Annotated in this window: 23 protein-coding genes; 12 read left to right on the top strand and 11 right to left on the bottom strand. The window is 68.9% G+C overall.

Features of this window, described 5'->3' with window-relative positions; genetic code table 11:
• Positions 1-17: 17 nt before the first annotated feature.
• Positions 18-617: a hypothetical protein gene (locus ACKY0W_RS02005; RefSeq protein ID WP_409436182.1), complete on the bottom strand. Its 600-nt coding sequence runs from the start codon at positions 615-617 to the stop codon at positions 18-20.
• Positions 618-1,020: 403 nt separating this feature from the next.
• On the opposite strand from ACKY0W_RS02005, the gene ACKY0W_RS02000 reads away from it, so the two are divergent.
• The 5 genes from ACKY0W_RS02000 to ACKY0W_RS01980 all read left to right on the top strand — a co-directional run bounded on the left by ACKY0W_RS02000 (position 1,021) and on the right by ACKY0W_RS01980 (position 8,644).
• Positions 1,021-2,562 carry an acyl-CoA synthetase gene (locus tag ACKY0W_RS02000; RefSeq protein WP_409436181.1) on the top strand — a complete coding sequence of 514 codons (1,542 nt, stop codon included), beginning with the start codon at positions 1,021-1,023 and terminating at the stop codon, positions 2,560-2,562.
• Between the two features lie 140 nt (positions 2,563-2,702).
• Positions 2,703-5,669 (top strand): PGRS repeat-containing protein, encoded by a 2,967-nt coding sequence (locus ACKY0W_RS01995; RefSeq protein WP_409436180.1) that lies wholly within the window; start codon positions 2,703-2,705, stop codon positions 5,667-5,669.
• 38 nt (positions 5,670-5,707) lie between these two features.
• Complete coding sequence (locus tag ACKY0W_RS01990; RefSeq protein ID WP_409436179.1) at positions 5,708-6,901, top strand: acyl-CoA dehydrogenase family protein; 1,194 nt, start codon at positions 5,708-5,710, stop codon at positions 6,899-6,901.
• Positions 6,902-6,972: 71 nt separating this feature from the next.
• Complete coding sequence (locus tag ACKY0W_RS01985) at positions 6,973-7,734, top strand: isocitrate lyase/phosphoenolpyruvate mutase family protein (RefSeq protein ID WP_409436178.1); 762 nt, start codon at positions 6,973-6,975, stop codon at positions 7,732-7,734.
• 55 nt (positions 7,735-7,789) lie between these two features.
• On the top strand, positions 7,790-8,644 hold the full coding sequence (locus tag ACKY0W_RS01980) for an SDR family oxidoreductase (RefSeq protein ID WP_409436177.1): 855 nt from the start codon (positions 7,790-7,792) through the stop codon (positions 8,642-8,644).
• 10 nt (positions 8,645-8,654) lie between these two features.
• On the opposite strand, the gene ACKY0W_RS01975 is transcribed toward ACKY0W_RS01980, so the two are convergent.
• The 3 genes from ACKY0W_RS01975 to purT are packed head-to-tail and all read right to left on the bottom strand — an operon-like array spanning position 8,655 to position 11,639.
• Positions 8,655-9,941 carry an O-succinylhomoserine sulfhydrylase gene (locus ACKY0W_RS01975; protein ID WP_409436176.1) on the bottom strand — a complete coding sequence of 429 codons (1,287 nt, stop codon included), beginning with the start codon at positions 9,939-9,941 and terminating at the stop codon, positions 8,655-8,657.
• On the bottom strand, positions 9,938-10,342 hold the full coding sequence (locus ACKY0W_RS01970) for a rhodanese-like domain-containing protein (protein ID WP_409436175.1): 405 nt from the start codon (positions 10,340-10,342) through the stop codon (positions 9,938-9,940). Before ACKY0W_RS01970 ends, ACKY0W_RS01975 begins: the two co-directional genes overlap by 4 nt.
• Before the next feature lie 43 nt (positions 10,343-10,385).
• On the bottom strand, positions 10,386-11,639 hold the full coding sequence (purT, locus tag ACKY0W_RS01965) for a formate-dependent phosphoribosylglycinamide formyltransferase (protein ID WP_409436174.1): 1,254 nt from the start codon (positions 11,637-11,639) through the stop codon (positions 10,386-10,388).
• A 79-nt stretch (positions 11,640-11,718) separates the two neighbouring features.
• Here purT and ACKY0W_RS01960 point away from each other — a divergent pair, with 79 nt between their 5' ends.
• Both ACKY0W_RS01960 and ACKY0W_RS01955 read left to right on the top strand, forming a co-directional pair.
• A complete protein-coding gene (locus ACKY0W_RS01960) occupies positions 11,719-13,317 on the top strand; it encodes a Na+/H+ antiporter (protein WP_409436173.1) in 1,599 nt (532 codons plus the stop codon).
• 32 nt (positions 13,318-13,349) lie between these two features.
• Complete coding sequence (locus tag ACKY0W_RS01955) at positions 13,350-13,709, top strand: DoxX family protein (RefSeq protein WP_409436172.1); 360 nt, start codon at positions 13,350-13,352, stop codon at positions 13,707-13,709.
• A gap of 52 nt (positions 13,710-13,761) precedes the next feature.
• Here ACKY0W_RS01955 and ACKY0W_RS01950 read toward each other — a convergent pair whose 3' ends face one another.
• A complete protein-coding gene (locus ACKY0W_RS01950) occupies positions 13,762-14,400 on the bottom strand; it encodes a PaaI family thioesterase (RefSeq protein WP_409437921.1) in 639 nt (212 codons plus the stop codon).
• A 14-nt stretch (positions 14,401-14,414) separates the two neighbouring features.
• Complete coding sequence (locus ACKY0W_RS01945; protein WP_409436171.1) at positions 14,415-15,716, bottom strand: adenylosuccinate synthase; 1,302 nt, start codon at positions 15,714-15,716, stop codon at positions 14,415-14,417.
• 79 nt (positions 15,717-15,795) lie between these two features.
• Between ACKY0W_RS01945 and ACKY0W_RS01940 the strand changes: the two genes are divergently transcribed.
• The 3 genes from ACKY0W_RS01940 to ACKY0W_RS01930 all read left to right on the top strand — a co-directional run bounded on the left by ACKY0W_RS01940 (position 15,796) and on the right by ACKY0W_RS01930 (position 18,264).
• Positions 15,796-16,485 carry a peptidase M50 gene (locus ACKY0W_RS01940; RefSeq protein WP_409437920.1) on the top strand — a complete coding sequence of 230 codons (690 nt, stop codon included), beginning with the start codon at positions 15,796-15,798 and terminating at the stop codon, positions 16,483-16,485.
• Between the two features lie 27 nt (positions 16,486-16,512).
• Entirely contained in the window at positions 16,513-17,298 is a 786-nt protein-coding gene (locus ACKY0W_RS01935; RefSeq protein WP_409436170.1) for a site-2 protease family protein, read from the top strand.
• A 78-nt stretch (positions 17,299-17,376) separates the two neighbouring features.
• Entirely contained in the window at positions 17,377-18,264 is an 888-nt protein-coding gene (locus ACKY0W_RS01930; RefSeq protein WP_409436169.1) for a cation diffusion facilitator family transporter, read from the top strand.
• 22 nt (positions 18,265-18,286) lie between these two features.
• Here ACKY0W_RS01930 and ACKY0W_RS01925 read toward each other — a convergent pair whose 3' ends face one another.
• Positions 18,287-18,703, bottom strand: coding sequence for a DUF3151 domain-containing protein (locus ACKY0W_RS01925; protein ID WP_409436168.1), 417 nt, complete (start codon positions 18,701-18,703; stop codon positions 18,287-18,289).
• Positions 18,704-18,820: 117 nt separating this feature from the next.
• On the opposite strand from ACKY0W_RS01925, the gene ACKY0W_RS01920 reads away from it, so the two are divergent.
• A complete protein-coding gene (locus ACKY0W_RS01920) occupies positions 18,821-19,654 on the top strand; it encodes a hypothetical protein (RefSeq protein ID WP_409436167.1) in 834 nt (277 codons plus the stop codon).
• 72 nt (positions 19,655-19,726) lie between these two features.
• Here the strand turns inward: ACKY0W_RS01920 and fbaA are convergent, their stop codons facing one another.
• Entirely contained in the window at positions 19,727-20,758 is a 1,032-nt protein-coding gene (gene fbaA / locus ACKY0W_RS01915) for a class II fructose-bisphosphate aldolase (protein WP_409436166.1), read from the bottom strand.
• Positions 20,759-20,845: 87 nt separating this feature from the next.
• Here fbaA and ACKY0W_RS01910 point away from each other — a divergent pair, with 87 nt between their 5' ends.
• The gene (locus ACKY0W_RS01910; RefSeq protein WP_409436165.1) at positions 20,846-21,532 is read left to right on the top strand and encodes a DedA family protein; all 687 of its coding nucleotides are present in this window, start codon (positions 20,846-20,848) and stop codon (positions 21,530-21,532) included.
• A gap of 20 nt (positions 21,533-21,552) precedes the next feature.
• On the opposite strand, the gene ACKY0W_RS01905 is transcribed toward ACKY0W_RS01910, so the two are convergent.
• Genes ACKY0W_RS01905 through ACKY0W_RS01895 form a run of 3 tightly spaced genes read right to left on the bottom strand, consistent with a single transcriptional unit; the run spans position 21,553 to position 24,291 of the window.
• Positions 21,553-22,671, bottom strand: a complete 1,119-nt coding sequence (locus ACKY0W_RS01905; RefSeq protein WP_409436164.1) for a glycoside hydrolase family 76 protein — start codon at positions 22,669-22,671, stop codon at positions 21,553-21,555.
• Positions 22,672-22,687: 16 nt separating this feature from the next.
• Positions 22,688-23,401: a TrmH family RNA methyltransferase gene (locus ACKY0W_RS01900; protein WP_409436163.1), complete on the bottom strand. Its 714-nt coding sequence runs from the start codon at positions 23,399-23,401 to the stop codon at positions 22,688-22,690.
• On the bottom strand, positions 23,398-24,291 hold the full coding sequence (locus tag ACKY0W_RS01895; RefSeq protein ID WP_409436162.1) for a hypothetical protein: 894 nt from the start codon (positions 24,289-24,291) through the stop codon (positions 23,398-23,400). The genes ACKY0W_RS01900 and ACKY0W_RS01895 overlap by 4 nt, the downstream gene beginning before the upstream one ends.
• Between the last annotated feature and the right edge of the window lie 14 nt (positions 24,292-24,305).

Genomic DNA, 24,305 nt, shown 5'->3' with positions numbered 1-24,305 from the left:
GCGTGGCCGCCGAGGCGCTAGTTGACGCCGTCGCCCTCTCTCGGCAGATCGGCGCCGGGCTTGGCGGCGCTGGTGTTCGACTTGACCTTGTTGTTATTGCCGCCTGGGGCACCGGAGCCGTTGCCGCTACCGCCGGAGCCACCGCCACCGTTGCCGCCGCTGGGCATGCTGAGCTTCGGGAAACTGGTGGGATTGTTGGAGTTTTCGGAGTTTCCGGTGTGGTGCTCGCCGTCCGCGGGAGTCGGGGTGGTCTCGCCCGGGGCTCCCGAATCGGTGTCGGAGGGCGCGCCCGGATTGACCTCGGCGGGCGAACCCGCGGTCGCCGGTTCTGGACTGAACTGCCCTGGTGCGTCGTGCAACACCTGATCGAGCTGTGCCAGCGGGTCCTGAAGAACGCCGGAGGCATCCAGATCCAGCGAGCCCGCGGGAATGTCGGCAACATCGACCGGGTCGGGTCCGGCGCTGGCCGCACCGATCAGCGTGTCGAGCAAGTCGTCGAGGTCGGCGTGCGCCGCCGGTGCGACCAGCAAGCAGAATCCCGCCGACACAATCGTGGCCGTCACGCGGGCCACCGCCCGCTGCCCTCGGCCCAGGCCGCCACCTCGGGGACCGCTCATCCGCCCAGACCTTCCTCGAAAACCTCGCCCGTCGATGCTCCGCTCGGGCGAAGACGAACGTAGCCGTTTCTCCGCCAATTAGGCGACCCCAAAGCCCTGTGAATAACAACGTTCAAAGACCGTTCACTTTCCGTCACCGCTCCAGTCACCGCGCTCAGAAGACACAGCATTTTCCCTGGTCGAGCCCATAATTGAGACCGGCGTCACAAAGGCCGACGACTAATGCACGGCAAATAATTCAGCTATCCACATAAAAGCTCCCCCGGTTCCTATCCTTTATTGAAGTTCGATCACCTTCGGGGCAATAAAATCAGCGCGATCGATAAATCGGGGCAACGACGTTCACGGCCGCCCTGCGGCGAACCACCCCTGCGCCGACACCTCGCGGGTTAGCGTTCGTGAGGTGGACATTCCCCCGATCGATCTCGGCTCCTGGACCTCCCGGCGGGCCGCCGCGACGCCGAACCTCCCGGCCATCACCTACGGCGAAAGCACCTGGACTTACCGAGAATTCGCGAATCGCATCGACCAGTTGGCGGCCGAACTGGCCGCCGGAGGCATGCAGCGCGGGGATCGAGTCGGTTACGCGGGCCTGAACCACCCGGACTTTCTGGTCACCCTGTTCGCGGCCGCGCGAATCGGCGCCTCTTTCGTGCCGCTGAACTGGCGACTGACCGCCGACGAGCTCGGCTACATCCTGGGCAATGCGCAGGTCCACACCCTGGTCGCCGACGCCGAACGCGCGACGGTGATCGATCCGGTGCGTGCGCAGGCCGGGCTGCGCCGGGTGATCGCGCTGGCCCCGACGCCGGGCTGGGAGGTGCTCGACGAACTGCTGGCCGGGCGGGCACCCCTGACCGACCCGGTGTTAGCCGAGCCGGATGACATCGCGGTGATCATGTACACCTCCGGCACCACCGGGCACCCCAAGGGCGCCATGCTCACCCACGCAAACCTGTTCTGGAACAACATCAATGCCCTGCTCACATTCGACACCAGCCAGAACGACGTGTCGTTGGTATGCGCACCGCTGTTTCACATCGGTGGGCTCAATGTCACCACGCTGGTGACCCTGCAGAAGGGGGGCCGGATCGTGCTGATGCCCACCTTCGATCCAGCCGAAGCGTTGCGGCTCATCGCCGACCAGCGGATCACCACCATGTTCGGGGTGCCGGCGATGTTCTTGTTCATGAGCCAGCGGCCGGAGTTCGCCGAGACCGACCTGTCCAGCGTGCGCAGCTTCGTCTGTGGTGGCGCGCCGGTGCCCGAGCCGCTGATCCGCCGCTACGCCGAGCGCGGTATCCCGTTCGCGCAGGGCTACGGGCTCACCGAGACCGCCCCGCTGGCCTTGGTGCTGCGCACCGATGAGGTCGGCGTGAAGATCGGTGCCGCGGGCAACCAGGTGCTGCCGCTGTCCGATGTGCGCCTTGTCGATCTCGAGAACCAGCCGGTGCCCGCCGGCACGCGCGGAGAGATCTGTGTGCGGGGGCCGCAGGTGATGGCCGGCTACTGGCGAAATCCCGACGCCACCGCGGCGGTGATCGACGCCGAGGGCTGGTTTCACACCGGCGATATCGGCCAGGCCGACGACGACGGCTATGTCTGGGTGCTCGACCGGGTGAAGGACATGGTGATCTCCGGCGGCGAGAACGTCTATCCAGCCGAGGTCGAAGACGTGCTCTACGGACACCCGGCCGTCGCCGAAGTGGCCGTGCTGGGCACCCCGCACGAGAAGTGGGGCGAGGCGGTGACGGCCGTGGTGGTACTGCGGCCGGGCGCCACGTTAGAGCTCGATGAGCTACGCGACCACGCCAGGGACAAGCTCGCGGCGTTCAAACTGCCGATCCGGCTGGAGTTCGTCGACGCCCTACCCCGAACGCAGTCCGGGAAAGTGGTGAAGTACCAGCTCCGCGACGTGCTTTCGGACCGACCAGACGGACAGTGACCTCACAGATTCCTTCAAGGTGATCCGCAGGCATCTTCCAGTGGACTGCAGACTTTGTTAAGTTACGGTAAATTCCGGATCTGAGACCCCTAAATCTGGTTCGGCGTCACGGCCGCGACCGCTGCACCGAGAGGTACCTAATGTCGCGCCAGCGCAAATCCGTTGCACCCCAACGCCGTCACCGCACTTTGGCGGCGGGCGCGGCGCTGGCACTGGGGCTGAGCCCCCTGGGATTCGCGCCGGCCGCCAGCGCCGATCTGGAAGACCTGTTCGACCCGAGCTACTGGTTGGACCCGACCAGCTGGTTCGAGCCGGGCGATGTCGGCAGCGCGGTTTTCGACCCCGACGCCCTGGGCCTCGGGGATCTGTCGACCTGGTTCGACGGTGTGGGAGCGGCCGACTTCAGCTTCTCGGCGTTCAGCTTCGATGACTTCGCGCAGAGCATCTACCTGGATCTGCACGCCGGCATGCAGGACTGGATGTCGAGCTCGTTCGGGCAGCAGTTCGGCGATCTGATCAACCCGCTGTTCGCCTCCGACTCCGTGTGCGGGCTGATCTGCAACGGTCTCGCCGGCACCGAGGACGACCCGACCGGCGGCGGCGGTGGCTGGCTGTTCGGCGACGGCGGCGCGGGCTATGACTCCGATGTGGCCGGCCTGGCCGGCGGCAACGGGGGCGCGGCCGGCTGGTTCGGCAATGGTGGCGCCGGCGGTATCGGCGGCGCCGGAGCCGACGGCGGCGACGGCGGAACCAGCGGGACGCTGATCGGTATCGGCGGCGCGGGCGGCGACGGCGGCGCGGGCCTGGCCGGTGCGAACGGCGGCAACGGCGGCGACGGCGGCGACGCGACCGGAAAGTGGTTCTCCTTCGGCGGTGTCGGCGGAAACGGCGGGGCCGGCGGCGACGCCTTGGACGGCACCGGCGGCAATGGCGGCCTAGGTGGCAACGGCGGCATGGCAGACCTTGACCAGTCCAAGTACGGCGGCCTGTTTCGAAACGGCGGCGTCGGCGGAGCTGGTGGAGCCGGTGGTGGTGGCCTGACCGGCGGCGCAGGCGGCAACGGCGGCATGGGCGGCCTGTCGACGACCCGATTCGGAGGGTTCCTCGGCGGAGTCGTCGGCGGAGCCGCCGGTGACGGCGGCACCGGCGGCAGCGGCACCGAGGTGGCTGGCGCGGGCGGCAACGGCGGTATGGGCGGCGGCACTTTCTCGCTGTTCGGCGGGACTGGCGGAGCCGGCGGCCAGGGCGGCGCGGGCGGTGCCGTTGACGTCGACCAGGCCACCGCAGGAGCTGGCGGTATCGGCGGCCAAGGCGGAACGGCCAACGCGCTTTTCGGCAGCACCGGCGGTGTAGGTGGTGCCGGTGGAGCCGGCGGAGCCGCAGACGGCGGCGGCAGCACTGCAGGAGCCGGCGGCAGCGGAGGCTTCGGCGGCATCGGCGGATACTTGTTCGGCGGACAGGGCGGGGCCGGCGGGACCGGCGGGACTGGCGGCGCCGTCACCGGTGTCAACAGCGTCGCCGGTACGGGTGGCGACGGCGGTAACGGCGGGCTGGGCGGAATAGTCGGCGGCGGTACCGCCGGCACGGGCGGTGCCGGTGGGACGGGCGGCGCCAGCACCGGTGCCGGCGGCACAGCGGGCAGCGGAGGTGACGGCGGCAACGCCGGTTCGCTGGGCAGTGTCTACGGCTCGCCTGATCAGTTGGGTGCGGCCATCACTCAGCTCGCGATCATGACCGGCAAATCTGCTGAGGAACTGCAGGCTCAACTCGATAAAATTGCCGCGCTCTCCGGCAGTCCCATCTCCACGCTGACCTCCGCCAGCGGCATTTTCGGCGGCAACGGCGCCGACGGCGGTGCCGGCGGAACCGGGGGCATCGCGAGCGGCACCGACGGGCTCGCCGGTGACGGCGGCCATGGCGGCGACGGCAGCGGCGGTGGCATGTTGGGTGGCGCGGGTACGCCCGGTAATGCTGGTGCAGGCGGTAACGGTGGCAACGCCAGCGGCACCGGTGCCGTCGCCGGCAACGGCGGTTCGGGAGGCAACGGCGCCATAGCCTCGCCGATCGGCGGCAACGGCGGCGTCGGTGGCGTCGGCGGTGCGGGTGGCAACGGCTCCGACGGAGCGCTGGCCGGGTACGGCGGTAGCGGTGGATCCGGCGGAGCCGGCAGTCCGTTCAGCGGCAGCGGTGGTGCCGGCGGGGCCGGTGGTGCGGGCGGCACCAGCGGCGGCGGAGTCGCCGGCCAGGGTGGCGCCGGGGGCGTAGGCGGCACCGGCTTGGGTGGCCTGCTGAACAGCTTCAACAACTTCCCCGAAACGCCCGACAGGTCGCCCAGCGCCGGCGCCGCCGGTGGTGGTGGCGGCGGTGGCGGCGGCGCCGGAAATGCCGGGACCGGCGGCGATGGTGGCGTCGGTGGCGCGGGCGGCATGGCCAACGGCGGCCAGGGCGGGACCGGCGGCGCCGGAGTCAATGGCGGCAACGGGGGCACCGGCGGAACCGGCGCTGCGGGCAGCGGCACCAACTACATAACCGGCGGCCTCAGCGGCGGCACCGGGGGCAGCGGTGGTGCTGGCATCGGTGCGGGCAGCACCGGCGGTAACGGCGCCACCGGAGGCACCAGCACCACCGTGCAGGGCGGCACCGGCGGCAACGGCGGTACCGGGCTCGATGGCGGGACCGGCGGCAACGGCGGACTCGGCGGCAACGCGGGCACCAGCGGCAACGACCACACCACGCCGGGCGACGACACGACCGACGCCACCAAGCAACCCGGGGGTGCCGGCGGCGCCGGCGGCAATGGCGGCGACGGAGGCACCGGCACAGCGGCCGCTAATGGCGGCGACGGCGGCGCCGGTGGCAACGGCGGTAACGGCGCGAACGCCACCGAGACCGGCCCCGGTGGCGCCGGCGGTGCGGGCGGCGCCGGTGGCACCGGCGGCCAGATCGGCCCGAACGGCGACGGTAGCGGCGGCGTCGGGGGCAACGGAGCCGATGGCGGTGCGGACGGCGCTGCTGGCGAGGCCGGCGGGACCGGCGGCAATGGCAGCGCCGACGGAACCCCGGGTGCGCCCGGGACGCCCAGCGCGACTTCCGACAGCGCAAGCTGACCTGATCCACGCCACCCACCAGGTGGCAGGATGAACGGATGGCAACCGGCCCCGCCTCAGATACCCCGGCTTTCAATCCGATCGATCCGCTGAGCCTGGACACCCTGCTCTCCGACGACGAAATCGCGCTGCGCGACACCGTCGCCAAGTTCTGCGCCGAACACGTCATGCCGCATATCGCCGAATGGTTCGAGATCGGCGACCTACCGGCGCGCGAACTGGCCCGGGAGTTCGGCAAACTCGGGCTGCTGGGCATGCACCTGGATGGTTACGGCTGCAGCGGGGCATCGGCGGTGCACTACGGATTGGCCTGCGTGGAGTTGGAGGCCGCCGACTCCGGCCTGCGGTCCCTGGTGTCGGTGCAGGGCTCCCTGGCCATGTACTCGATCTACAACAACGGTTCCGAAGAGCAGAAGCAGCAGTGGCTGCCGGGCATGGCCGCCGGTGAACTGATCGGCTGCTTCGGGCTGACCGAGCCCGACGTCGGCTCCGATCCGGCCGGCATGACCACCCGGGCCAAGCGTGACGGATCCGATTGGGTTCTCAATGGCCGCAAGATGTGGATCACCAACGGCTCCATCGCCGACGTCGCGGTGGTCTGGGCGGCCACCGACGACGGTGTCCGCGGTTTCATCGTGCCCACCGACACCCCGGGGTTCACCGCCAACACCATCCACCACAAGCTGTCGCTGCGCGCCTCGATCACCAGTGAGCTGGTGCTCGACGACGTACGTCTGCCGGCCGAGGCCATGCTGCCCAAATCCCGCGGCGTCAAGGGCGCATTGGCCAGCCTGTCCGAAGCGCGCTACGGAATCATCTGGGGCGCAATGGGTGCGGCCCGCTCGGCCTGGCAGGCGGCCCGCGACTACGCCATGGCGCGCACCCAGTTCGGCAAGCCGATCGCCGGCTTCCAGCTCACCCAGGCCAAACTCGTCGACATGGCCCTCGAACTACACAAGGGACAGTTGCTCTCCCTGCACCTGGGCCGCCTCAAAGACAGCGCCGGGTTGCGCCCCGAGCAGGTCAGCTTCGGCAAGCTCAACAACACCCGCACCGCGTTGGAGATCTGCCGCACCGCGCGAACCATCTTGGGCGGCAACGGGATATCGCTGGAATACCCGGTGATTCGGCACATGGTCAACCTCGAGTCGGTGCTGACCTACGAGGGCACCCCCGAAATGCATCAACTGGTGCTCGGCCAGGCCTTCACCGGCCTCGGCGCCTTCCGCTGAGACGGAGCTACGGCCCACGAAAAGCAAGCCCGGGCTTCCATGGAGAATTCTCACATGGCAGTCTTGTGAAAATGACGAGTCGCGAGGTTCTTGGGCAACAGGCGGCGGCATTCCTGGCGCTGCACCAAGCGGGCAATCCGGTGATCCTGCCAACCGTGTGGGACGCGTGGTCGGCAAAGCTGGCCGCCGGCGCCGGTTTCGCCGCGCTGACGATCGGCAGCAAGCCGGTCGCCGAATCTCTGGGCAAGACCGACGGCGAAGGCATGTCGTTCGCTGACGTCCTGGACCGAGCACGACAGATCACCGCCGCGGTCGATGTGCCGGTGTCACTCGACATCGAGTCCGGCTACGCCCAGTCGCCCGCCCGCCTGGTCGAAGGCCTGCTGGACGCCGGTGTGGTCGGGTGCAACATCGAGGACACGGTGCACAGCGAGGACAAGCGGCTGCGGTCATCGTCCGAGCACGCGGAGTATGTGGGTGCGCTACGGGAGGCGGCCGACGCCGCCGGCCCCCATCTGGTGATCAACGCCCGCACGGACCTGTTCCTGCGCAAGGACGGCGACGAAGCCGACCGCGTCGACCGCGCCATTGCACGGCTGACCGAATGCGCGCACGCGGGAGCGGATGTGCTCTACCCGGTCGGTTTCCACGACGCAGAGACGCTGCGCGTCCTGGCTGCCGCCCTGCCGAAGCCGGTCAACGCGCTCGCCGCACCCGATACCGCCGAACCCGCCTCGTTCGGTCCGCTCGGTATCGCGCGGATCAGCTTCGGACCGCTGCTGCAGGCCGCCCTTGGCAAGCACGCCAATGAGGTCTTGGCCCGCTGGGCCTGAGTGCAGCCTTCCCGCACCGTCGACACCGAATTTGACACCTGTTAAGTTCGTCCTCGTGGACAACATTCGCGGTAAGACCATCGCCATCACCGGCGCCGCCCGTGGCATCGGGCTGGCCACCGCCACCGCCCTGCTGGCGCGTGGCGCTCGCGTCGTCATCGGCGACCGTGACGTCGCGATTCTCGATAGGGCGGTGAAGCAGCTGAGTTCGGGCGGCCAGGTCAGCGGCCACCCGCTGGATGTCACCGACCGCGAATCATTCTCGGCCTTCCTGGACAAGGCCCGCGCCGACGGCGACGGCCACATCGACGTGCTGATCAACAATGCCGGCGTCATGCCGGTCGGGCCGTTCCTCGACCAGACGCAGGAGACCATTCGCTCGGCGACCGAGGTCAACTTCTACGGCGTGCTCAACGGCTGCCAGCTGGTGCTTCCCGAGATGATCAAGCGACGCAGCGGCCACATCATCAACATCGCCTCGATGGCCGGGATCGTCGCGGTGCCGGGCCAAGTGCTGTACGCCGGAACGAAATTCGCCGTCGTCGGCCTGAGCACCGCGATGTCCGATGAGTTCGCACCGCAGGGCGTCTCGGTCTCCGCCGTGCTACCGACCTTCACCAACACCGAATTGATCTCGGGTACCTCGCCGTCGGCGGCACAGAAGCCGGTGGAGCCCGAAGACATCGCCGCCGGGGTGATCAAGGTGCTCGACAAGCCCAAGACCCTGGTCTCAGTGCCCGGTTTCGGGCGTCGTGCCGCGATCATGGCAACCCTGCTCCCGGATCGGGCCCGTCGCTGGCTGAACAAGAAGACGCAGAACGACACCGTGTTCCTGCAGTTGGACACCGCGGCGCGCAAGGCCTACGAGGACCGCGCGCAGCACGCCACCGGCGTCGTCGAAGGCGACTGAGCGGTCGGCGCTACGCCAGCGCCTGATCCAGGTCGGCGATCAGATCGTCGGTGCCCTCGAGGCCGACGGAGATCCGCACCACCCCGTCGCCGAGTCCGATCGCGGCGCGCCCATCGGGCCCCATCGCCCGGTGGGTGGTGGTCGCCGGATGGGTGATCAACGACTTCGCATCGCCCAGGTTGTTGGAGATGTCGATCAGCTTCAGCTTGTCCAGCAGCTCGAATGCCCGCTGCTTGGCGCCACTTTGGGGCCCGTCGAGTTCGAAGGTGATGACGGTGCCACCGCCGGACATCTGTCTGCGCGCCAGATCGTACTGCGGGTGCGACGCCAAGAAGGGGTAGCGCACCCAACTCACCGCCGGATGCCGCTGGAGGAACTCGGCGATCTTCAGCGCGGCGGAATTTGCATAGTCGACCCGAATAGCCAGCGTTTCAAGACCTTTCAGCAGGATCCACGCATTGAAGGCACTCAGCGCAGGTCCGGTGTGTCGCATCAGGGTCTGCACCGGGCCGTCGATGTAGTCCTGGTCGCCCAAGATCGCCCCGCCCAGGACCCGGCCCTGCCCGTCCAGGTGCTTGGTGCCGGAGTACACCACCACATCCACCCCGAGCGGTAGCCCCCGCTGCAGCAGCGGGGTGGCGAACACGTTGTCCAGCACCACTTTCGCGCCGGCGGCGTGCGCCAACTCGGTGACCGCGGCGATGTCCACCAGCGACTGCATCGGGTTGGACGGTGTCTCGAAGAACACCGCGTTGGTGGGTACCGATAGCGCCTGCTCCCACTGCGTCATGTCCTCGCCGTCGACGAACACGGTTTCCACGCCCCAGCGGGGCAAGATCTCGTTGCAGATCACGAAGCAGGATCCGAACAGACTGCGCGCTGCCACCAGCCGATCGCCGGCCTTCAACAGCGCGCCGAGTGCCACGAACACCGCTGCCATGCCGCTCGCAGTGGCGAACGCCGCCGGAGCCCCTTCGATCAGGCGCAGCCGTTCCTCGAACATCGACACCGTCGGGTTGCCGTAACGCGAGTAGACGAACCGGTCGACCTCCCCGGTGAAGGCCTGCTCGGCCGCGGCCGCCGAGTCGTAGACGTATCCCGAGGTCAGGAACAGCCCCTCGGCGGTCTCCTCGAACTGGCTGCGCAGCAGGCCGCCGCGCACCCCGATGGTCGCCGCGCTGACACCGTCCGGCAGCGGTTTCGGGACGCGGACCGACGGTTCAGCGAGGCTCGACGAAGGAGAGGCGAAGCTGGGGCCGTCGCACGACACTGAACGGGCCGATTCCGGCTCGCTCATGACTGCGTCCAGGGCAGGCCGACGGCCCGCCACCCGGTACCGCCCCGGTGGCCGTGCTCGTCGAGATTGCCCTCGAAGCCGTCCAGCACGTTGTAGGACGGCGTCAAACCCAGTGCGGTACCGGCTTCGGCGGCCGGAATGGAGCGGTTGCCCGAGCGGCACAGGAAGATCGCCGGCCCGCGGGCCACGCGCGCCGCCAGTTCGCGGGAGAAGTCGCGATTGGGTGTCCCATCGGAGTGAACCCACTCGATGCAGATCACTTCGCGGCCCAAACCGGACACATCGGGCAGTCCGACGAAGCGCCATTCGGCGTCGGTGCGCACGTCGATCAGCGTCGCCGCCGAGTCATCGCGCAGTATCGTCCAGGCCTGCTCAGGGGTGATATCTCCCGCGTAGCTCACCTGCGGAAGTGTCGCACCTCGGCAAGGTTCACGCCATGGCGGGTCACGGCCAGAGCTTGCCCAGAACGGTCGCCACCTGCGCCGCACGGTCGCGGGCCTTCCCGATATCCGGCCCGGTGGCCAGCGCCAAGCCCAGCCGCCGGCGGGGGTGCCCCTCGTGGTGGGAGAACACCACCACATCACTTTCAGTCACGCTGAGTGCATCGGCCACGACCCCCACGCTTTCCGGTGTGGCCTCGGCCGCGGAGCCGGTGCGGCGGCGCGAGTAGATGAGCCGGGCGGCGCCGGGCGAGACCATGATGGTGTCGGTCGCCAGCCCGAGGATTCCGCGCGCCTGCAGCTCGAAACCGGACAACCGTTGCGTGCGCAACGTCAGCAGCGTGGCGTCGTAGGGGCGCACATCGACCCCGGCGAAATACACCTCATCGCCGTATACCAGCAGCTCCACCCCGAACAACCCGCGTCCACCGAGGGCGCGAGCGACCCGCGCGGCGATCGACTTGGCCGCATCCAGCGCCACGGCGCTCATGGGGTGGGGTTGCCAGAACTCCACTGTCAGTTGCCCGTTCGGTTCCTCGACACTGCGGTGACCGATCGGCGCGCAGAAGTCCAGCGCCGGCCCGTCCGGGCCGTCACGATGGACGGCCAGCAGGGTGACCTCGCTGTCGAACTCCACCACGGTCTCGGCGAGCACCCGCGGCGGCGCCTCCGAGACGCTTGCCGCCACCGCGCGCTGCCAGGCGGGTTCGATGTCGCTGTCGCGGACCATCACCGAACGGCCCTCGCCGAGCGCGCCGCCCACCGGTTTGACCGACATCGGGTAACCGGCCCGCCCGGCCACCGCGCGCAGTTCGTCGACCGAGCCGGCGAACCAGAACGGCGCGGTGGGCAGACCCAGTTCGTCGGAGGCCAGCCGCCGCATGCCTTCGGGGTCTGCGGCCAACCGGGCCCCGCGGATGCCGGGCACCACTTGGGTGAATCCGGTGTCGACGGCGTCGGTCAAGGCGTCGGTGGCCACCACCTCGGAGGCGACCACCACGAATTTCGGCTGCAACCATCGCAGGGTCGCCGCCAGTTCGTCGTTGTCACTGAGGTCGACCACCACCGAGCGATCGACAATGCCGTGCAGCGCGGCGTCGGCGTAGCGGTCGATGGCGATCACCTCGGCACCGAGGCGCTGTAGCGCCGTCACCAGCTCACGACCGAGATCACCGGACCCGAGCAACGCAACCCGGGTACGGCTGGGACCGTCGGCGGACAACCGGTCGGTCGCAAACTCGCCCGCCTCGCCGTTCACCGCCCCACCCTCCCCGCGCCGCGGCAATGTTGCATGCTGCTCCAGGATAGGGGTGAAAGCGGACGGAGGTGCAACGACGGTGAACGCCGCACTGTTGGGCCCCCTGGTGGCCGCGGTGCTGGTCGCGGCCATCGCACGGCACCGCAAGCTGTCCGCGCCGCTGGTACTGGTGATCACCGGCCTGCTGGTCGGGCTGATCCCCGCGGTGCCGGAGATCGTCCTGCGGCCCGAGCTGGTGCTGTTCGTGATCCTGCCGCCATTGCTGTGGTCGGCCGGTCTGGAAAGTTCCGTGATCAGCATGCGCCGTAACAAGCGCCCCATCATCCTGCTGGCGGTCGGACTGCCGCTGGCCACGACCGTCGCCGTCGGCGTGGTCGCCTACTACACCGTGCCGGCCCTGACCCTGGCCGCCGCGCTGACGCTGGGCGCGATCGTGGCGCCGCCGGACGCGGTGTCGGCGACCGCCATCGGCCGTCGAGTCGGCTTGCCGCGTCCGATCATGACGCTGCTGGGCGGCGAGAGCCTGCTCAACGACGCGACCGCCCTGACCGTCTACAAAGTGTCGCTGGCCACGGCGATCGGCGTGGCGACGGGCTGGGGCATGGGTCTGCTGACCTTCGCACTGGCCGCGGTGGGCGGCGTGGCGGTCGGGGTGGCGTTCGGAGCAGTCATCGTGGTCATCCGGGCCCGGTTGACCGATCCGGTGGTGGAGAGCGCGGTCGGGCTGCTGGCCCCGTTCGTCATCTACCTGGCGGCCGAAGAGATCCACGGATCGGGAGTACTCGCGGTGGTGGTCGCCGCATTGATACTCGGGCAGCGCTTCACCCGCGCCCATTACGCCACCCGCCTGCAGGACCAGGCCGTCTGGCGCGCCGTGCAGCTGGTGCTGGAGTCGTTGGCGTTCCTGCTGATCGGGCTGCAACTGCCGGCGGTGGTGCAGAACATGCAGGGCGTGCGCTTCTCGACCCTCACGGTTGCGTCGTTGGCGGTGTTCGGGACGCTGCTGGCGGTGCGGGCGCTGTGGGTGGTGATTTTCGCCTACGCCCCTCGGATGCTCTCGGCGAAGGTCCGGCAACGCGAATCCGCACCGACCCCGGGGCAGGTGTTCGTGCTGGCCTGGGCCGGCATGCGGGGAGTGGTGTCGCTGGCAGCCGCGTTCGGTGTGCCGCGGACGACACTGTCCGGAGAACCCTTCCCGGGCCGTCCGCAGCTGGTGTTCTTGACCTTCGTGGTGGTGGTGGGCACGCTGCTGCTGCACGGGCTGACGCTGCCCTGGGTGATTCGCCGGCTGGGCGTTCCCACCAACCAGGAGCATGCCGATGCGATCGCCGCGGCCGCCGCGCAGGACAAGGCGGCCCTGGCCGCGGCCCAACGGCTCGACGAGGTGCTCGCCTCGACCGAACCGTCACCGGCCAGCGAGCGCGCCGCCGACGCTTTGCGCGGCCTGAACACCCGGCGACGCAATGCGGCCCGGGAGCGACTGCGGCGTTTCGACCCCGACCACGACGACAGCGACGAGACCGCCGCGGCGGCGTTTCGCCGGCTCCGGTTGGAGATGCTGGCCACCGAGCGGGCGGCGCTGATCCATGAACGCGACATCGGCCGCATCGACGACCAGGTGCTGCGCACTGTGCTGCACCGGCTCGATCTGGAAGAGGCGACGCTGAACCTGGACTAGCGGGCCTGGCACATCCGCATACAGTTGGTGCTATGAGCGCGCTGACGTCACCGAAGACCTACACCGGCCTGGCCGCTTTCCAAGCCGCCGACGCAGTGCTGTGCGCCATCCCGGTGCCCTACATCGCCAAAGCACTCGACACCGTGCAGGTCCCGCAAGAGATCCGGCCGGTCCTGCCGATCGTCAAGGCCGCTTCTGCGCTCGGCCTGCTGTCGGTGCACCGGTTTCCGGGACTGGCACGGCTGACTACCGCCGCGTTGACGTTGTATTTCGTCCTGGCGGTCGGTGCGCACATCCGGGTCCGCGACAGCATCGTCAACACCGTGCCGGCGGCGTCGTTCCTGGCCCTGTTCGCGGCGATGACGCTGCGCGGGCCGCGCCGAGACGGCTGAGCTGAATGGCGCCGACCCCCAGCGCCCGGCTCCGCCGCGCTTGCGGTCGACGCTAGGGCTGCCCCGGAAGCAGCCGCACCATCAGTCCCTGCGCCTCGGCGAGCACGGTGCCGTCGGTGTCGGTGAGCTCGGCGGTGATGAACGCCTTACGCCCCTCGGCCTTGTCGATCCGGCCGTGCACCAGCAGCGGGGTGTCGATCGGGGTGACCTTGCGGTAGTCGACATGCAGGAATGCCGTACGGCTGATCGGGCGGTTCGCGGCGTGCACCACCATCCCGAACATCCAGTCGAACAGCAGCGGCAGCACGCCGCCGTGCACCGCGGAGTTGCCGCCCACGTGGAAACGGCTGAACGACCCCGTCATCGAGACGCCGTCGGCCTCAAACCGGCTGATCCGCCACGGCGGCAGCAGCAGGCTGCCCATGCCCGGCATCGACGGTGCCCGCCCGGCCGGGGCGACGCCCGCGGGTGCCGGGTACTTCTCCAACAACCCCACCAGCGCCTCGACGCGGTCGGCGGCGTCGTCCCAGGTGGCGTCGTCGGGGTCGGTCGACACCGCCAGATCCTGCAGGCGCCGCATGGTGGTGACGAACCGCTCGAAGCCAGGGCTCGGGTCGACGACCCCGTAGTCGGGGAAACCGCCGTGGTTGGCGTAGTCGGGATCGGTGGCCGGGTCGTCCGCGCCGGCCAGTGACTGCCCCTCGCTCACGCGCCGCCGCCCCTCACGACGTCGCGCCGCACAATGGTCTGCTCGCGTCCGGGACCGACCCCGATGCACGAGACCTGGGCGCCGGCGATCTCCTCGAGCCGTGACACGTAGTCGCGTGCGTTGGCGGGCAGGTCCTCGAAGGTGCGGGCCCCGGAGATGTCCTCCCACCAGCCCGGCAGTTCCTCATAGACCGGCTCGGCACGCGCAAATTCTTCCTGGGTCATCGGCAGCTCGTCGGTGCGCTTGCCGTCGACGGTGTAGCCGACACAGACCGGCACGGTCTCCAGGCTGGAGAGCACGTCGAGCTTGGTCAGGAAGTAGTCGGTGATGCCGTTGACCCGGGTGGCATAGCGAGCGATCACCGCGTCGAACCAGCCGCACCGCCGCTGGCGCCCGGTAGTCACCCCGACCTCGCCACCGGTCTTGGACAGGTATTCGCCGTAGGAGTCGAACAGTTCAGTGGGGAACGGTCCCGAGCCGACTCGAGTGGTGTAGGCCTTCAGGATGCCCAGCACCGTGGTGATGCGGGTCGGTCCGACGCCGGAGCCCACGGCCGCGCCGCCCGCGGTCGGGTTGCTCGACGTCACGTACGGGTAGGTGCCGTGGTCGACGTCGAGCAGGGTGCCCTGCGAGCCTTCCAGCAGCACGTTCTCACCGCGGTCCAGCGCAGCACCCAACAGCAGGCTGGTGTCGGCGATGCGGTGCTTGAAACCCTCGGCCTGCTCCAGCAGGTCTTCGAGGACTTGCTGGGGATCCAGCGCCTTGCGGTTGTAGATCTTGACCAGCACCTGGTTCTTGAAATCCAGAGCGGCCTCGATCTTCTGGGCCAGCGACTCGTGGTCGAGCACGTCGGCGACTCGGATCCCGATCCGCGCGATCTTGTCCTGGTAGCAGGGCCCGATGCCGCGACCGGTGGTGCCGATCTTCTTGCTGCCCATGTAACGCTCGGTCACCTTGTCGATGGCCACGTGGTAGGGCATCAGCAGATGCGCATCGGCGGAGATCAGCAGCCGCGTGGTGTCCACATCACGGCGTTCCAGGCCGGCCAGCTCGTCGAGCAGCACTCCCGGATCGACCACCACGCCATTACCGATGACGTTCGTGACGTGCGGCGACAAGACCCCGGACGGGATCAGGTGCAGCGCGAAATTCTCCCCGGTGGGCAGGACCACCGTGTGGCCGGCGTTATTGCCGCCCTGGTAGCGCACCACCCACTGCACTCGTTCACCGAGTAGGTCGGTCGCTTTACCTTTGCCCTCGTCGCCCCACTGGGCGCCGATGACGACGATTGCCGGCATGGAATTCTCGCTAACTGTCTTGGCTTACTGTGGTCCAGCCGGTGACTGAGCCTATCTGAAGAGATTCACAAGGAGCGTGTTGAACGCCACTAACGGCACCAGGAGCCTGAAGAGGCCGCCCGAAACCGCCGTCTTGCTGTTTGCCGGACGGCCACTGCCACGCCCCTTGCGGGGCCTGCCGACAGTGCCGGTCGGCAACGATACGAGCGCCGGTGACCTGGATGCCGCCATCGCCCGTTATCGCAGGTTGGTGGTGGTAGGCAGCGACGCGGACCTGGCGCAGACGTTGACCCGGCTGCTGCGCACCGACCGACTCGACGTCGAGCTCGGTTACGCACCGCGACGGCGCACGCCGGCCACCGCGACCTACCGGCTGCCGGCCGGGTGGCGGGCCGCGCGGCGGGCACGGCGGGGTACCGCTGCGCCAGTGCCACTGGTCCGCGACGACGCCGGAACCGCCCTGGTGGGTGTTGGCCGGTGGCTGCCGGTGGACGGCGCCGCCGTGCTGCGCGGTGAGGGAATCGTCGACGACGCCGCCCTGTTCGACGGCCAAGTGACCGCGGTGCTGATCGAGCCGATGGGCACCGCACCGGGCGTGCGCGCCGGCGTCCCGGACCGGCGCGGCCGGGTGCGACGCTGGGTGGCGGGGCGCGCGGCCCAACTGGGCACCACCGGGGCGCTGGTGGTGCGCGACGGTAGCTACAGCAGCCGGACGGTGAAACGGTCCACCTTTTATCGGCACATCGAGGACTGGCTGCTCGTCCGATGACGATGCACAGTCGATAGGTTCACGGGCGTGAACGTGCACCCGCTACGCGGCCAGGCGGTACGGCCCAGCCCGGTGTTCCTGGCGCTGGTGGCCTTGACCGCCCTGGGCGGTGTGTTGGCGTGGCGGGCCGGTGAAGAGATCCGGCCGCTCGCCTACGCCGGTGTGTTCGTGTTCGTCATCGCCGGCTGGCTGGTCTCGTTGTGCCTGCACGAGTTCGGCCACGCTTACACCGCCTGGCGGTTCGGTGACCACGGCGCGCAGATGCGCGGCTATCTGACCCTCAACCCGCTGCGCTACACCCATCCGGGGCTGTCGCTGGTGCTGCCGATGCTGTTCATCGTGCTGGGGGGCATCGGCCTACCGGGCGGGGCGGTCTTCGTGCAGACGTCGTTCATGACGCCGCGACGGCGCACCCTGGTCAGCCTGGCGGGTCCGGCGGCCAACCTGGTGCTGGCCGTGCTGCTGTTGGGCGCCACGCGAGCCTTCTACGACCCCGCACACCCGGTGTTCTGGTCCGGGGTGGCGTTCCTGGGCTTCCTGGAGTTGACCGCGGTGGTGCTGAACCTGCTGCCGATACCGGGGCTGGACGGCTATGGGGCGCTCGAGCCGCACCTGAGTCCGGCGACCCGCCGCGCCGTGGCGCCCTTCCAGCAATGGGGGCTGCTGGTTCTGCTGGTGTTGTTGCTTGCCTCGCCGGTGCTGAACCAGAAGTTCTTCGCACTGGTGTTGTGGTTCTTCGACCTGTTCGACGTGCCGCGCCTGTTGGTGTCGTGGGGTCTGAGCCTGACGCAGTTCTGGAGCTCCTGGTTCTGAGTTCCCTGCCGTGATCCCGGCGGGCGTGAACCCGACTTCACGCCCGGCAGCGGGCCAGTCCGCCTATATTCACCTCCCATGGGCGCCGGTCACGATCACCGTCACACCGACTCCCGACTGTCTCGCATGGTCGTCGGCGCCGCCATCCTGAGCGCGTTCTTCGTCATCGAACTGACCACCGCCATCACCATCAACTCGATGGCACTGCTGGCCGACGCGGGCCATCTGCTGACCGACCTGGCCGCCCTGTTCATGGGGGTGGCGGCGGTGATGCTGGCCCGGCGCGGCAGTACGTCACCGTCGCGCACCTACGGCTGGCACCGCGCCGAGGTGTTCACGGCGGTCGCCAATGCGGTGCTGCTGATCGGGGTGGCGACCTTCATCCTCACCGAGGCGATCCGCCGCATCGGCACTGCGCCGGACGTGCCGGGTGTACCGATGGTCGTGGTCGCCCTGGCCGGGCTTACCGTCAACATCGGCGTCGCCCTGCTGCTGCGTTCGCAGTCTGCCGAGAGTCTCGCGGTACGCGGCGCGTACATGGAGGTGGTCGCTGACACCGTCGGCAGCGTGGGCGTGCTGATCGCCGGCGTGGTCACCCTCACCACCAACTGGCCCTACGCCGACGTGGTGGTCGCGGTCTTCGTCGCGCTGTGGGTGTTGCCGCGCGCGTTCGCGCTGGCTGGGGCGGCACTGCGGATCCTGTCGGAGGCCTCACCCAGCCACATCGACGTGGCCGAACTCCGCGCGGCGCTCGCCGCCGTCGACGGCGTGACCGACGTGCACGACCTACACGTGTGGACGCTGGTGCCGGGCCAGGACATGGCCACCGCGCACCTGCGCACCACCTCCGACGCCGGCACGGTACTCGGCAAGGCGCGCACGATCCTGGCCGCCCGCGGGCTCACCCACGCCACCGTCCAGGTGGAGCCGCCCGGCCAGGTCGCCGACTGCCCGATCGGTTGCTGACGCCCGAGGGCACGGGCGACGGTCAGCTCAGCCCCAGCGGCGAGCGGGCGCCGGGGTCGCAATCATCGAGCAGTTTCAGACAACGCGCCAGCTCGTCGGTCTCACCGATGCTGTCGGCGGCACGCGCCAGCGCGGCCACGCAGCGCAAGAAACCCCGGTTGGGTTCATGCCCGTACGGCACCGGGCCGTAGCCCTTCCACCCGTTGCGGCGCAGCTGGTCCAGGCCCCGGTGGTAGCCGGTGCGTGCGTACGCGTAGGCGGTGACCGCGTTGCCCTCGGCCAGCGCCGCTTCGGCCAGCGCGGCCCACGCCACCGACGCCGCCGGATGCGCGGCCGCGACAATCGCGGGATCCTGGTTGGCCCGCAGGCCGGCCTCGGCTTCGGGGTCGCCGGGCAGCAAGATCGGATCGGGCCTGAGGAGATCACCGGTGAGAGTCACATCGTCCATTCTGCCGTGCCGTCCATGGCCAGCCACTCCAGCAAGCCGGCGCCTCGCTCAGTAAACTAGCGGCAGCCGATCCGAAACAGCCGGCGGACATTGGAGGATCAGCCACTCATGCCAAACCCACCGGAACCGGATGCCACCGAGCCGACCGACGACGCCGCTCCCACGGAGCAACCCGACGGCGACGATCAGGTCACCGAGATCCAGCCTGTCACCTCAGCGGACGACGAGACCGCGACGGCCATCCTCGCGGAAACACCCGCGGAAGCCGACGCCGTCACCGAAGTGATCACCACCGAGGCCCCGGCCTCAGAACCCGGACCCGACGGATCACCGGAGCGCCGGTTTACCGCACCCGGGTTCGACGCCGGGCACACCGAAGTCATCCCGTCGGTGGGTGATGCCGACACCGAACTGATCGCCCAGCAAAGCGATGACGCGGGAAAGGCGATACCGCAACAGATTCCGGCTCGGGTCGGTGGCAAACTGCCGTCTACCGTCTCCCGCAGCTGGGGCTGGGTGATGGCGGTGATCCTGATCGTCCTGGCGCTCGCGGTCATCGCGGTGCTAGGCACGCTGTGGCTGACCCGCGACACGCGGCAGGCCGCCTCGCAGGAAGAGCACGTCCGCGCCACCATCTCGAACTTCGACGTCGCCATGCAGAACGGTGACCTGGCCGCATTGCGCAGCCTGACTTGTGGCGACATCCGCGACCGCTACGTCAACTACGACCAAAAGGCTTGGGACGACACCTACCGCCGGATTGCGGCAGCCAAGCAGTACCCGGTGGTCGCCAGCATCGATGAGGTGGTGGTCAACGACGGTCAAGCCGAAGCCAACGTCACCGCGTTCATGGCCTACGAGCCGCGGGTTCGCTCAACCCGCAGCTTCGATCTTCAGTTCCGCGACGACCAGTGGAAGATCTGCCAGTCGCACGGCAGCTAGCACGCTTCGTTGACTCTGCGCCTACGGCGGGGGTTACTCGAACTTCCCCGCCGTGGACGCAGAGTCAACGACTCAGGCCAGGCTCTTGCCGGCGCTGTGCAGGTCGTTGCAGGCCTCGATGACGCGCTCGGTCATGGCCGCCTCGGCCTTCTTGAGGTAGCTACGCGGGTCGTAGACCTTCTTGTTGCCCACCTCGCCGTCGACCTTGAGCACGCCGTCGTAGTTGGTGAACATGTGCGCGGCCAGCGGGCGGGTGAACGCGTACTGGGTGTCGGTGTCGACGTTCATCTTCACCACCCCGTAGCGCAGCGCCTCCTCGATCTCGGACTTCAGCGAACCCGAGCCGCCGTGGAAGACGAAGTCGAACGGCTTGGAGCCGTCAGCCAAACCCAGCTTGGCGGACGCCACCTTCTGACCCTCGGCCAGGATGTCCGGGCGCAGCTTGACGTTGCCGGGCTTGTAGACGCCGTGCACGTTGCCGAAGGTGGCGGCCAGCAGGTACTGGCCCTTCTCACCGGCACCCAGGGCGGCGACGGTCTTCTCGAAGTCTTCGGGCGAGGTGTAGAGCTTCTCGTTGATCTCGGCTTCCACGCCGTCCTCTTCACCACCGACCACGCCGATCTCGACCTCGAGGATGATCTTGGCGGCCACGGCCTGGGCCAGCAGCTCCTGGGCGATGTCCAGGTTCTCGTCGATCGGCACTGCCGAGCCGTCCCACATGTGCGACTGGAACAGCGGATTTTGACCCGCTCGCACCCTGTCATTGGAGATCGCCAGCAGCGGCCGCACGAAGCCGTCCAGCTTGTCCTTCGGGCAGTGGTCGGTGTGCAGGGCCACGTTGATCGGGTACTTGGCGGCGATCACGTGGGTGAACTCGGCCAGCGCCACCGCACCGGTCACCATGTCCTTGACGCCCAGGCCGGAGCCGAATTCGGCGCCGCCGGTGGAGAACTGGATGATGCCGTCACTGCCCGCGTCCGCGAAGCCCTTGATCGCCGCGTTGATGGTCTCCGACGACGTGCAGTTGATCGCGGGGAACGCGTACGCGTTCTCCTTGGCGCGGCCCAGCATCTCGGCGTAGATCTCGGGGGTGGCGATGGGCATGGGAACTCTCTCCTCTGAGCTGTCCGAAACTGCCCTCGAGTATCGCAGGGGCGGTTTCACCGGTGGCCCCCGGTATGTTGGTGCGTCATGAGCACCACCCTCGTCGCGATGCCGGGCCTGCTGGACCCGATGTATTGGCTGGGTGCCGGGGGCATCTTCCACGGCGCCGTACTGCCGGCCATCCTGGTGGTGGTCTTCATCGAGACCGGCCTGCTGTTCCCGCTGCTGCCGGGCGAATCACTGCTGTTCACCGGTGGCCTGTTGGCCGCCAAGGGGCTGGCCCCCGACATCTGGATCTTGGCGCCCGCGGTCGCCGTGGTGGCGGTGCTGGGCGATCAGTGCGGCTACTTCATCGGCCGGCGGATCGGGCCGGCGCTGTTCAAAAAGGAAGACTCCCGCTTCTTCAAGAAGCACTACGTTACCGAGTCGCACGCGTTCTTTGAGAAGTACGGGCCGTGGGCGATCATCCTGGCCCGGTTCGCGCCGTTCGTCCGGACGTTCGTGCCGGTGGTGGCGGGGGTGTCCTACATGCGCTACCCGGTGTACCTGGCCTTCGACATCGTCGGCGGCATCCTGTGGGGCGCCGGGGTGACGACGTTGGGGTACTTCCTGGGCAACGTGCCGTTCGTCCACGAGAACCTGGAAAAGATCATCCTGGTGATCCTGTTCGTGTCGATGATCCCGGCGTTCATCGCCACGGCCAAGGCCTACCGCAGCCGTCGCGCCCCGTCGGTCGACGCTGACTCTGCGCTCACGGCGCAAAAGTCCGAGTAGACCGCGCCCTCAGCGCAGAGTCAACGAGCCGGCGCGCCGGCCGCGACGTTGTGCGCGGCCTCCATCAGCATCCAGCCGCCCAACTGCACCGACAGATCCCGTTCGGGGATCTCGGACTCGCGCACCGCACCGGCGATGGAAGTGGCCACCGCGCCGTCGGCCCGGGGCACCTCGGCAATCTGGTCCCAGAACGCCCCGAACAACGGCAGCCCGTCAACCGATTGCCGGTGATCCCACGCCGATTTCGCCGACGACAGCACCAGTTTGCCGGCGGTGTCGCGCGCCTGTGCGTCGGCGACGGACTCGCCCGGCAACGCGGTGGCGACCAGCGCCAGGTAGCGGGCGGTGATCCCGGCGAACAGCCCGCCGTCGCCACCGCCGGCGCCCTTGATCACCCCGCCCGGGGCCATCTGCTTGCTGACCGCGGCCACCAGCCGGTGCACCCGAGCGGCGTGCCGCTGCGCGCCGGTGCGCACCGCCAATTCGGTCTCCAGCCCGAGCACCACGCCTTGGCAATAGGTGTACTCGGCGCGCACCAGCGAACCCTCCCTGATGCCGTCGAACACCAGGTCGGTGTCCGGGTCGATCAGGGTGGCGTCGATCCAGTCGCCCATCTGCTGAGCACGCTCCAGCCACCCGGGCTCGCGGGCCAGAAAGATCCCGGCCGGACCGTTGGCGGGGGCGTTGAAGAAGGGGGCGGTGAACTGTTCGTCCTTACGCCACGGGATGCCGCCGCCGGCTTCGGGCATCCATGAGTCGGTCAGCTCGCGGGTCAGGGTGCCCAGGGCGCGGTGTCGGTCGATACCGGTGACACCGGCCGCCCGTTGGATTGCCAGCGCCAGCCAGGCCATGTCGTCGTAGTAGGCGTTGGTCCAGCGGCCCACGTTGCGCAGGCGGTGCGTGCGGATCTGCCGTTTGATCCGGGTCACCCGTTCGGGTTGCGGGTCACGCAGCTGGGCGTCGACCAGGCAATCGATCAGGTGCGCCTGCCACCAGTAGTGCCAGTGCGGGGCGCGCCGGATCGGCGGCCAGGCGACCACACCGAGCTGGGTGCCTGGCAGATGCCAGAGCGACTTGAGATGCCTCGCGGTGACGGCGGCTTCGGCGCTTTCGGCGCGATTCGCCCAGAGGAGATCCATAGCCGTTGATCCTGCCCTACCAGGCCTGATCGAGGTGGCCATGACGGCTGATCCAGGCGTGCATCACGATCCCGGCGGCCACCCCGACATTGATACTGCGGGTCGAGCCGAACTGGGCGATGGACACCGTCAGGTCCGCGCCGGCACGAGCTTCGTCGCTGATACCGGGGCCTTCACTGCCGAACACCAGCAGACAGTCGACGGGCAAGGCGGTCTGCTCCAGCCGCACCGCCCCAGCCACGTTGTCCACCGCGACGACGGTGAGCCCCTGCTGGGCAGCGAATTCCAGGAGATCAGCGGCTGTTTCGTGATGGGCCAGCCGCTGGTAGCGGTCGGTGACCATGGCGCCGCGCCGATTCCAACGCCGACGCCCGACGATGTGCACGGTGTGCACGGCAAACGCGTTGGCGGTGCGCACCACCGAGCCGATGTTGGCGTCGTGCCCGAAGTTCTCGATCGCGATGTGCAGCCGGTGCCGACGGCGGTCGATGTCGGCGACGATCGCCTCGCGGGTCCAGTAGCGGTAGGCGTCGACGACGTTGCGACGATCACCCTCACGCAGCAGTTCCGGGTCGTAGCGGGAGTCGCTCGGCAGTGGCCCCTGCCAGGGTCCGACGCCGTTGGCCGGCGAGAACCACTCGGTGGGGCCCGGCGGTTCAGCGCGGCTCGACGAAGGAGAGGCGAAGCTGGGACCGCCGCATGAATCTGGATGGTCCGACGGCTCGTTCACGAGGTGGTCCACACGGCGGCGTGCGTACCCACCACCGACACCGAGGGGTAGAGCAGCGCGGCGTTGATCTCCCCGTGCGTGCACAGCGAGGTCGGCACGTGCACCGAGTTCAGCGACGCCTCCGGCAGGATCAACACCGACGACCCGGCCGCGACGCAGTCCGCCCCCAACCCAGGCATCGGCGTCGACGGTCCGGCGATCAGCATCAACGGTCCGCCACGCGCCTTGGCGTCGTCGCGGTACTGCGTAGCCACCGCGTCGACGGACAGGTTCAACACCATAGAACCGTTGCCGGTGAACGCCTTTGGGTCGCCAAGTGCCGTCGGTGCCAGCGGCACGCCGTCGGCCCGATAGGCCGCCACGCCCTGCGCGGTGAGCAGCAGACCGGTGTCACCGGGGTTGACCGGCGCCAGGCCCACCGGGAACGCGGCAGCGTAAGCCACCGTCGTGTCTTTGATCCGGTCGGCGGGTGAGTAGACATACACCCCGCGCACCGCACTGCGCTCCTTGAGCGGACCCAGACACACCGTCCCGTTCAACCGGTCGGGTTCCTTGCCCGACAACGGTGTCGGCACGAACTCCCCCAGCAGTTTGCAGCTGCCCACTCCGGTGACCTCGACTGGGTGCGCGGGGGTGCCGTACACCCCGAATCGCAGATCGTCGGCCGCTGCATGCCCAGCGTCGGGGTCGGCGACCTGGGCTTTGACGTCGAGCAGCGCGTAGTCAAGCTCCCAGCGCAGGTTGGACAGGGTCATCTGCCAGCCCAGAACGGTGATCTCCGAACCGATTCGGGCGCCCTCGGCCCCGAAGGGGCCGGTCGCGCCGGAGCCCGAGCAGGCCGCGGCGCAGGTGACGGCCAACGCCGATATCAGCGCGATGAGTCTCCGCACGACCGTCCTCGGGG

Source organism: Mycobacterium sp. SMC-14, assembly GCF_046250075.1.
Taxonomy (GTDB): Bacteria; Actinomycetota; Actinomycetes; order Mycobacteriales; family Mycobacteriaceae; genus Mycobacterium.
The sequence above is the reverse complement of the archived record's forward strand: the minus strand, read 5'-3'. Positions and strand labels throughout refer to the sequence as shown.

Bases quoted from the DNA above. Each gene is read 5' to 3' on its own strand.
- ACKY0W_RS02005 (WP_409436182.1), bottom strand. From the start codon at position 617: ATGAGCGGTCCCCGAGGTGGCGGCCTGGGCCGAGGGCAGCGGGCGGTG.
- ACKY0W_RS01995 (WP_409436180.1), top strand. From the start codon at position 2,703: ATGTCGCGCCAGCGCAAATCCGTTGCACCCCAACGCCGTCACCGCACT.
- ACKY0W_RS01990 (WP_409436179.1), top strand. From the start codon at position 5,708: ATGGCAACCGGCCCCGCCTCAGATACCCCGGCTTTCAATCCGATCGAT.
- ACKY0W_RS01985 (WP_409436178.1), top strand. From the start codon at position 6,973: ATGACGAGTCGCGAGGTTCTTGGGCAACAGGCGGCGGCATTCCTGGCG.
- ACKY0W_RS01975 (WP_409436176.1), bottom strand. From the start codon at position 9,941: ATGAGCGAGCCGGAATCGGCCCGTTCAGTGTCGTGCGACGGCCCCAGC.
- ACKY0W_RS01955 (WP_409436172.1), top strand. From the start codon at position 13,350: ATGAGCGCGCTGACGTCACCGAAGACCTACACCGGCCTGGCCGCTTTC.
- ACKY0W_RS01945 (WP_409436171.1), bottom strand. From the start codon at position 15,716: ATGCCGGCAATCGTCGTCATCGGCGCCCAGTGGGGCGACGAGGGCAAA.
- ACKY0W_RS01930 (WP_409436169.1), top strand. From the start codon at position 17,377: ATGGGCGCCGGTCACGATCACCGTCACACCGACTCCCGACTGTCTCGC.
- ACKY0W_RS01920 (WP_409436167.1), top strand. From the start codon at position 18,821: ATGCCAAACCCACCGGAACCGGATGCCACCGAGCCGACCGACGACGCC.
- fbaA (WP_409436166.1), bottom strand. From the start codon at position 20,758: ATGCCCATCGCCACCCCCGAGATCTACGCCGAGATGCTGGGCCGCGCC.
- ACKY0W_RS01910 (WP_409436165.1), top strand. From the start codon at position 20,846: ATGAGCACCACCCTCGTCGCGATGCCGGGCCTGCTGGACCCGATGTAT.
- ACKY0W_RS01905 (WP_409436164.1), bottom strand. From the start codon at position 22,671: ATGGATCTCCTCTGGGCGAATCGCGCCGAAAGCGCCGAAGCCGCCGTC.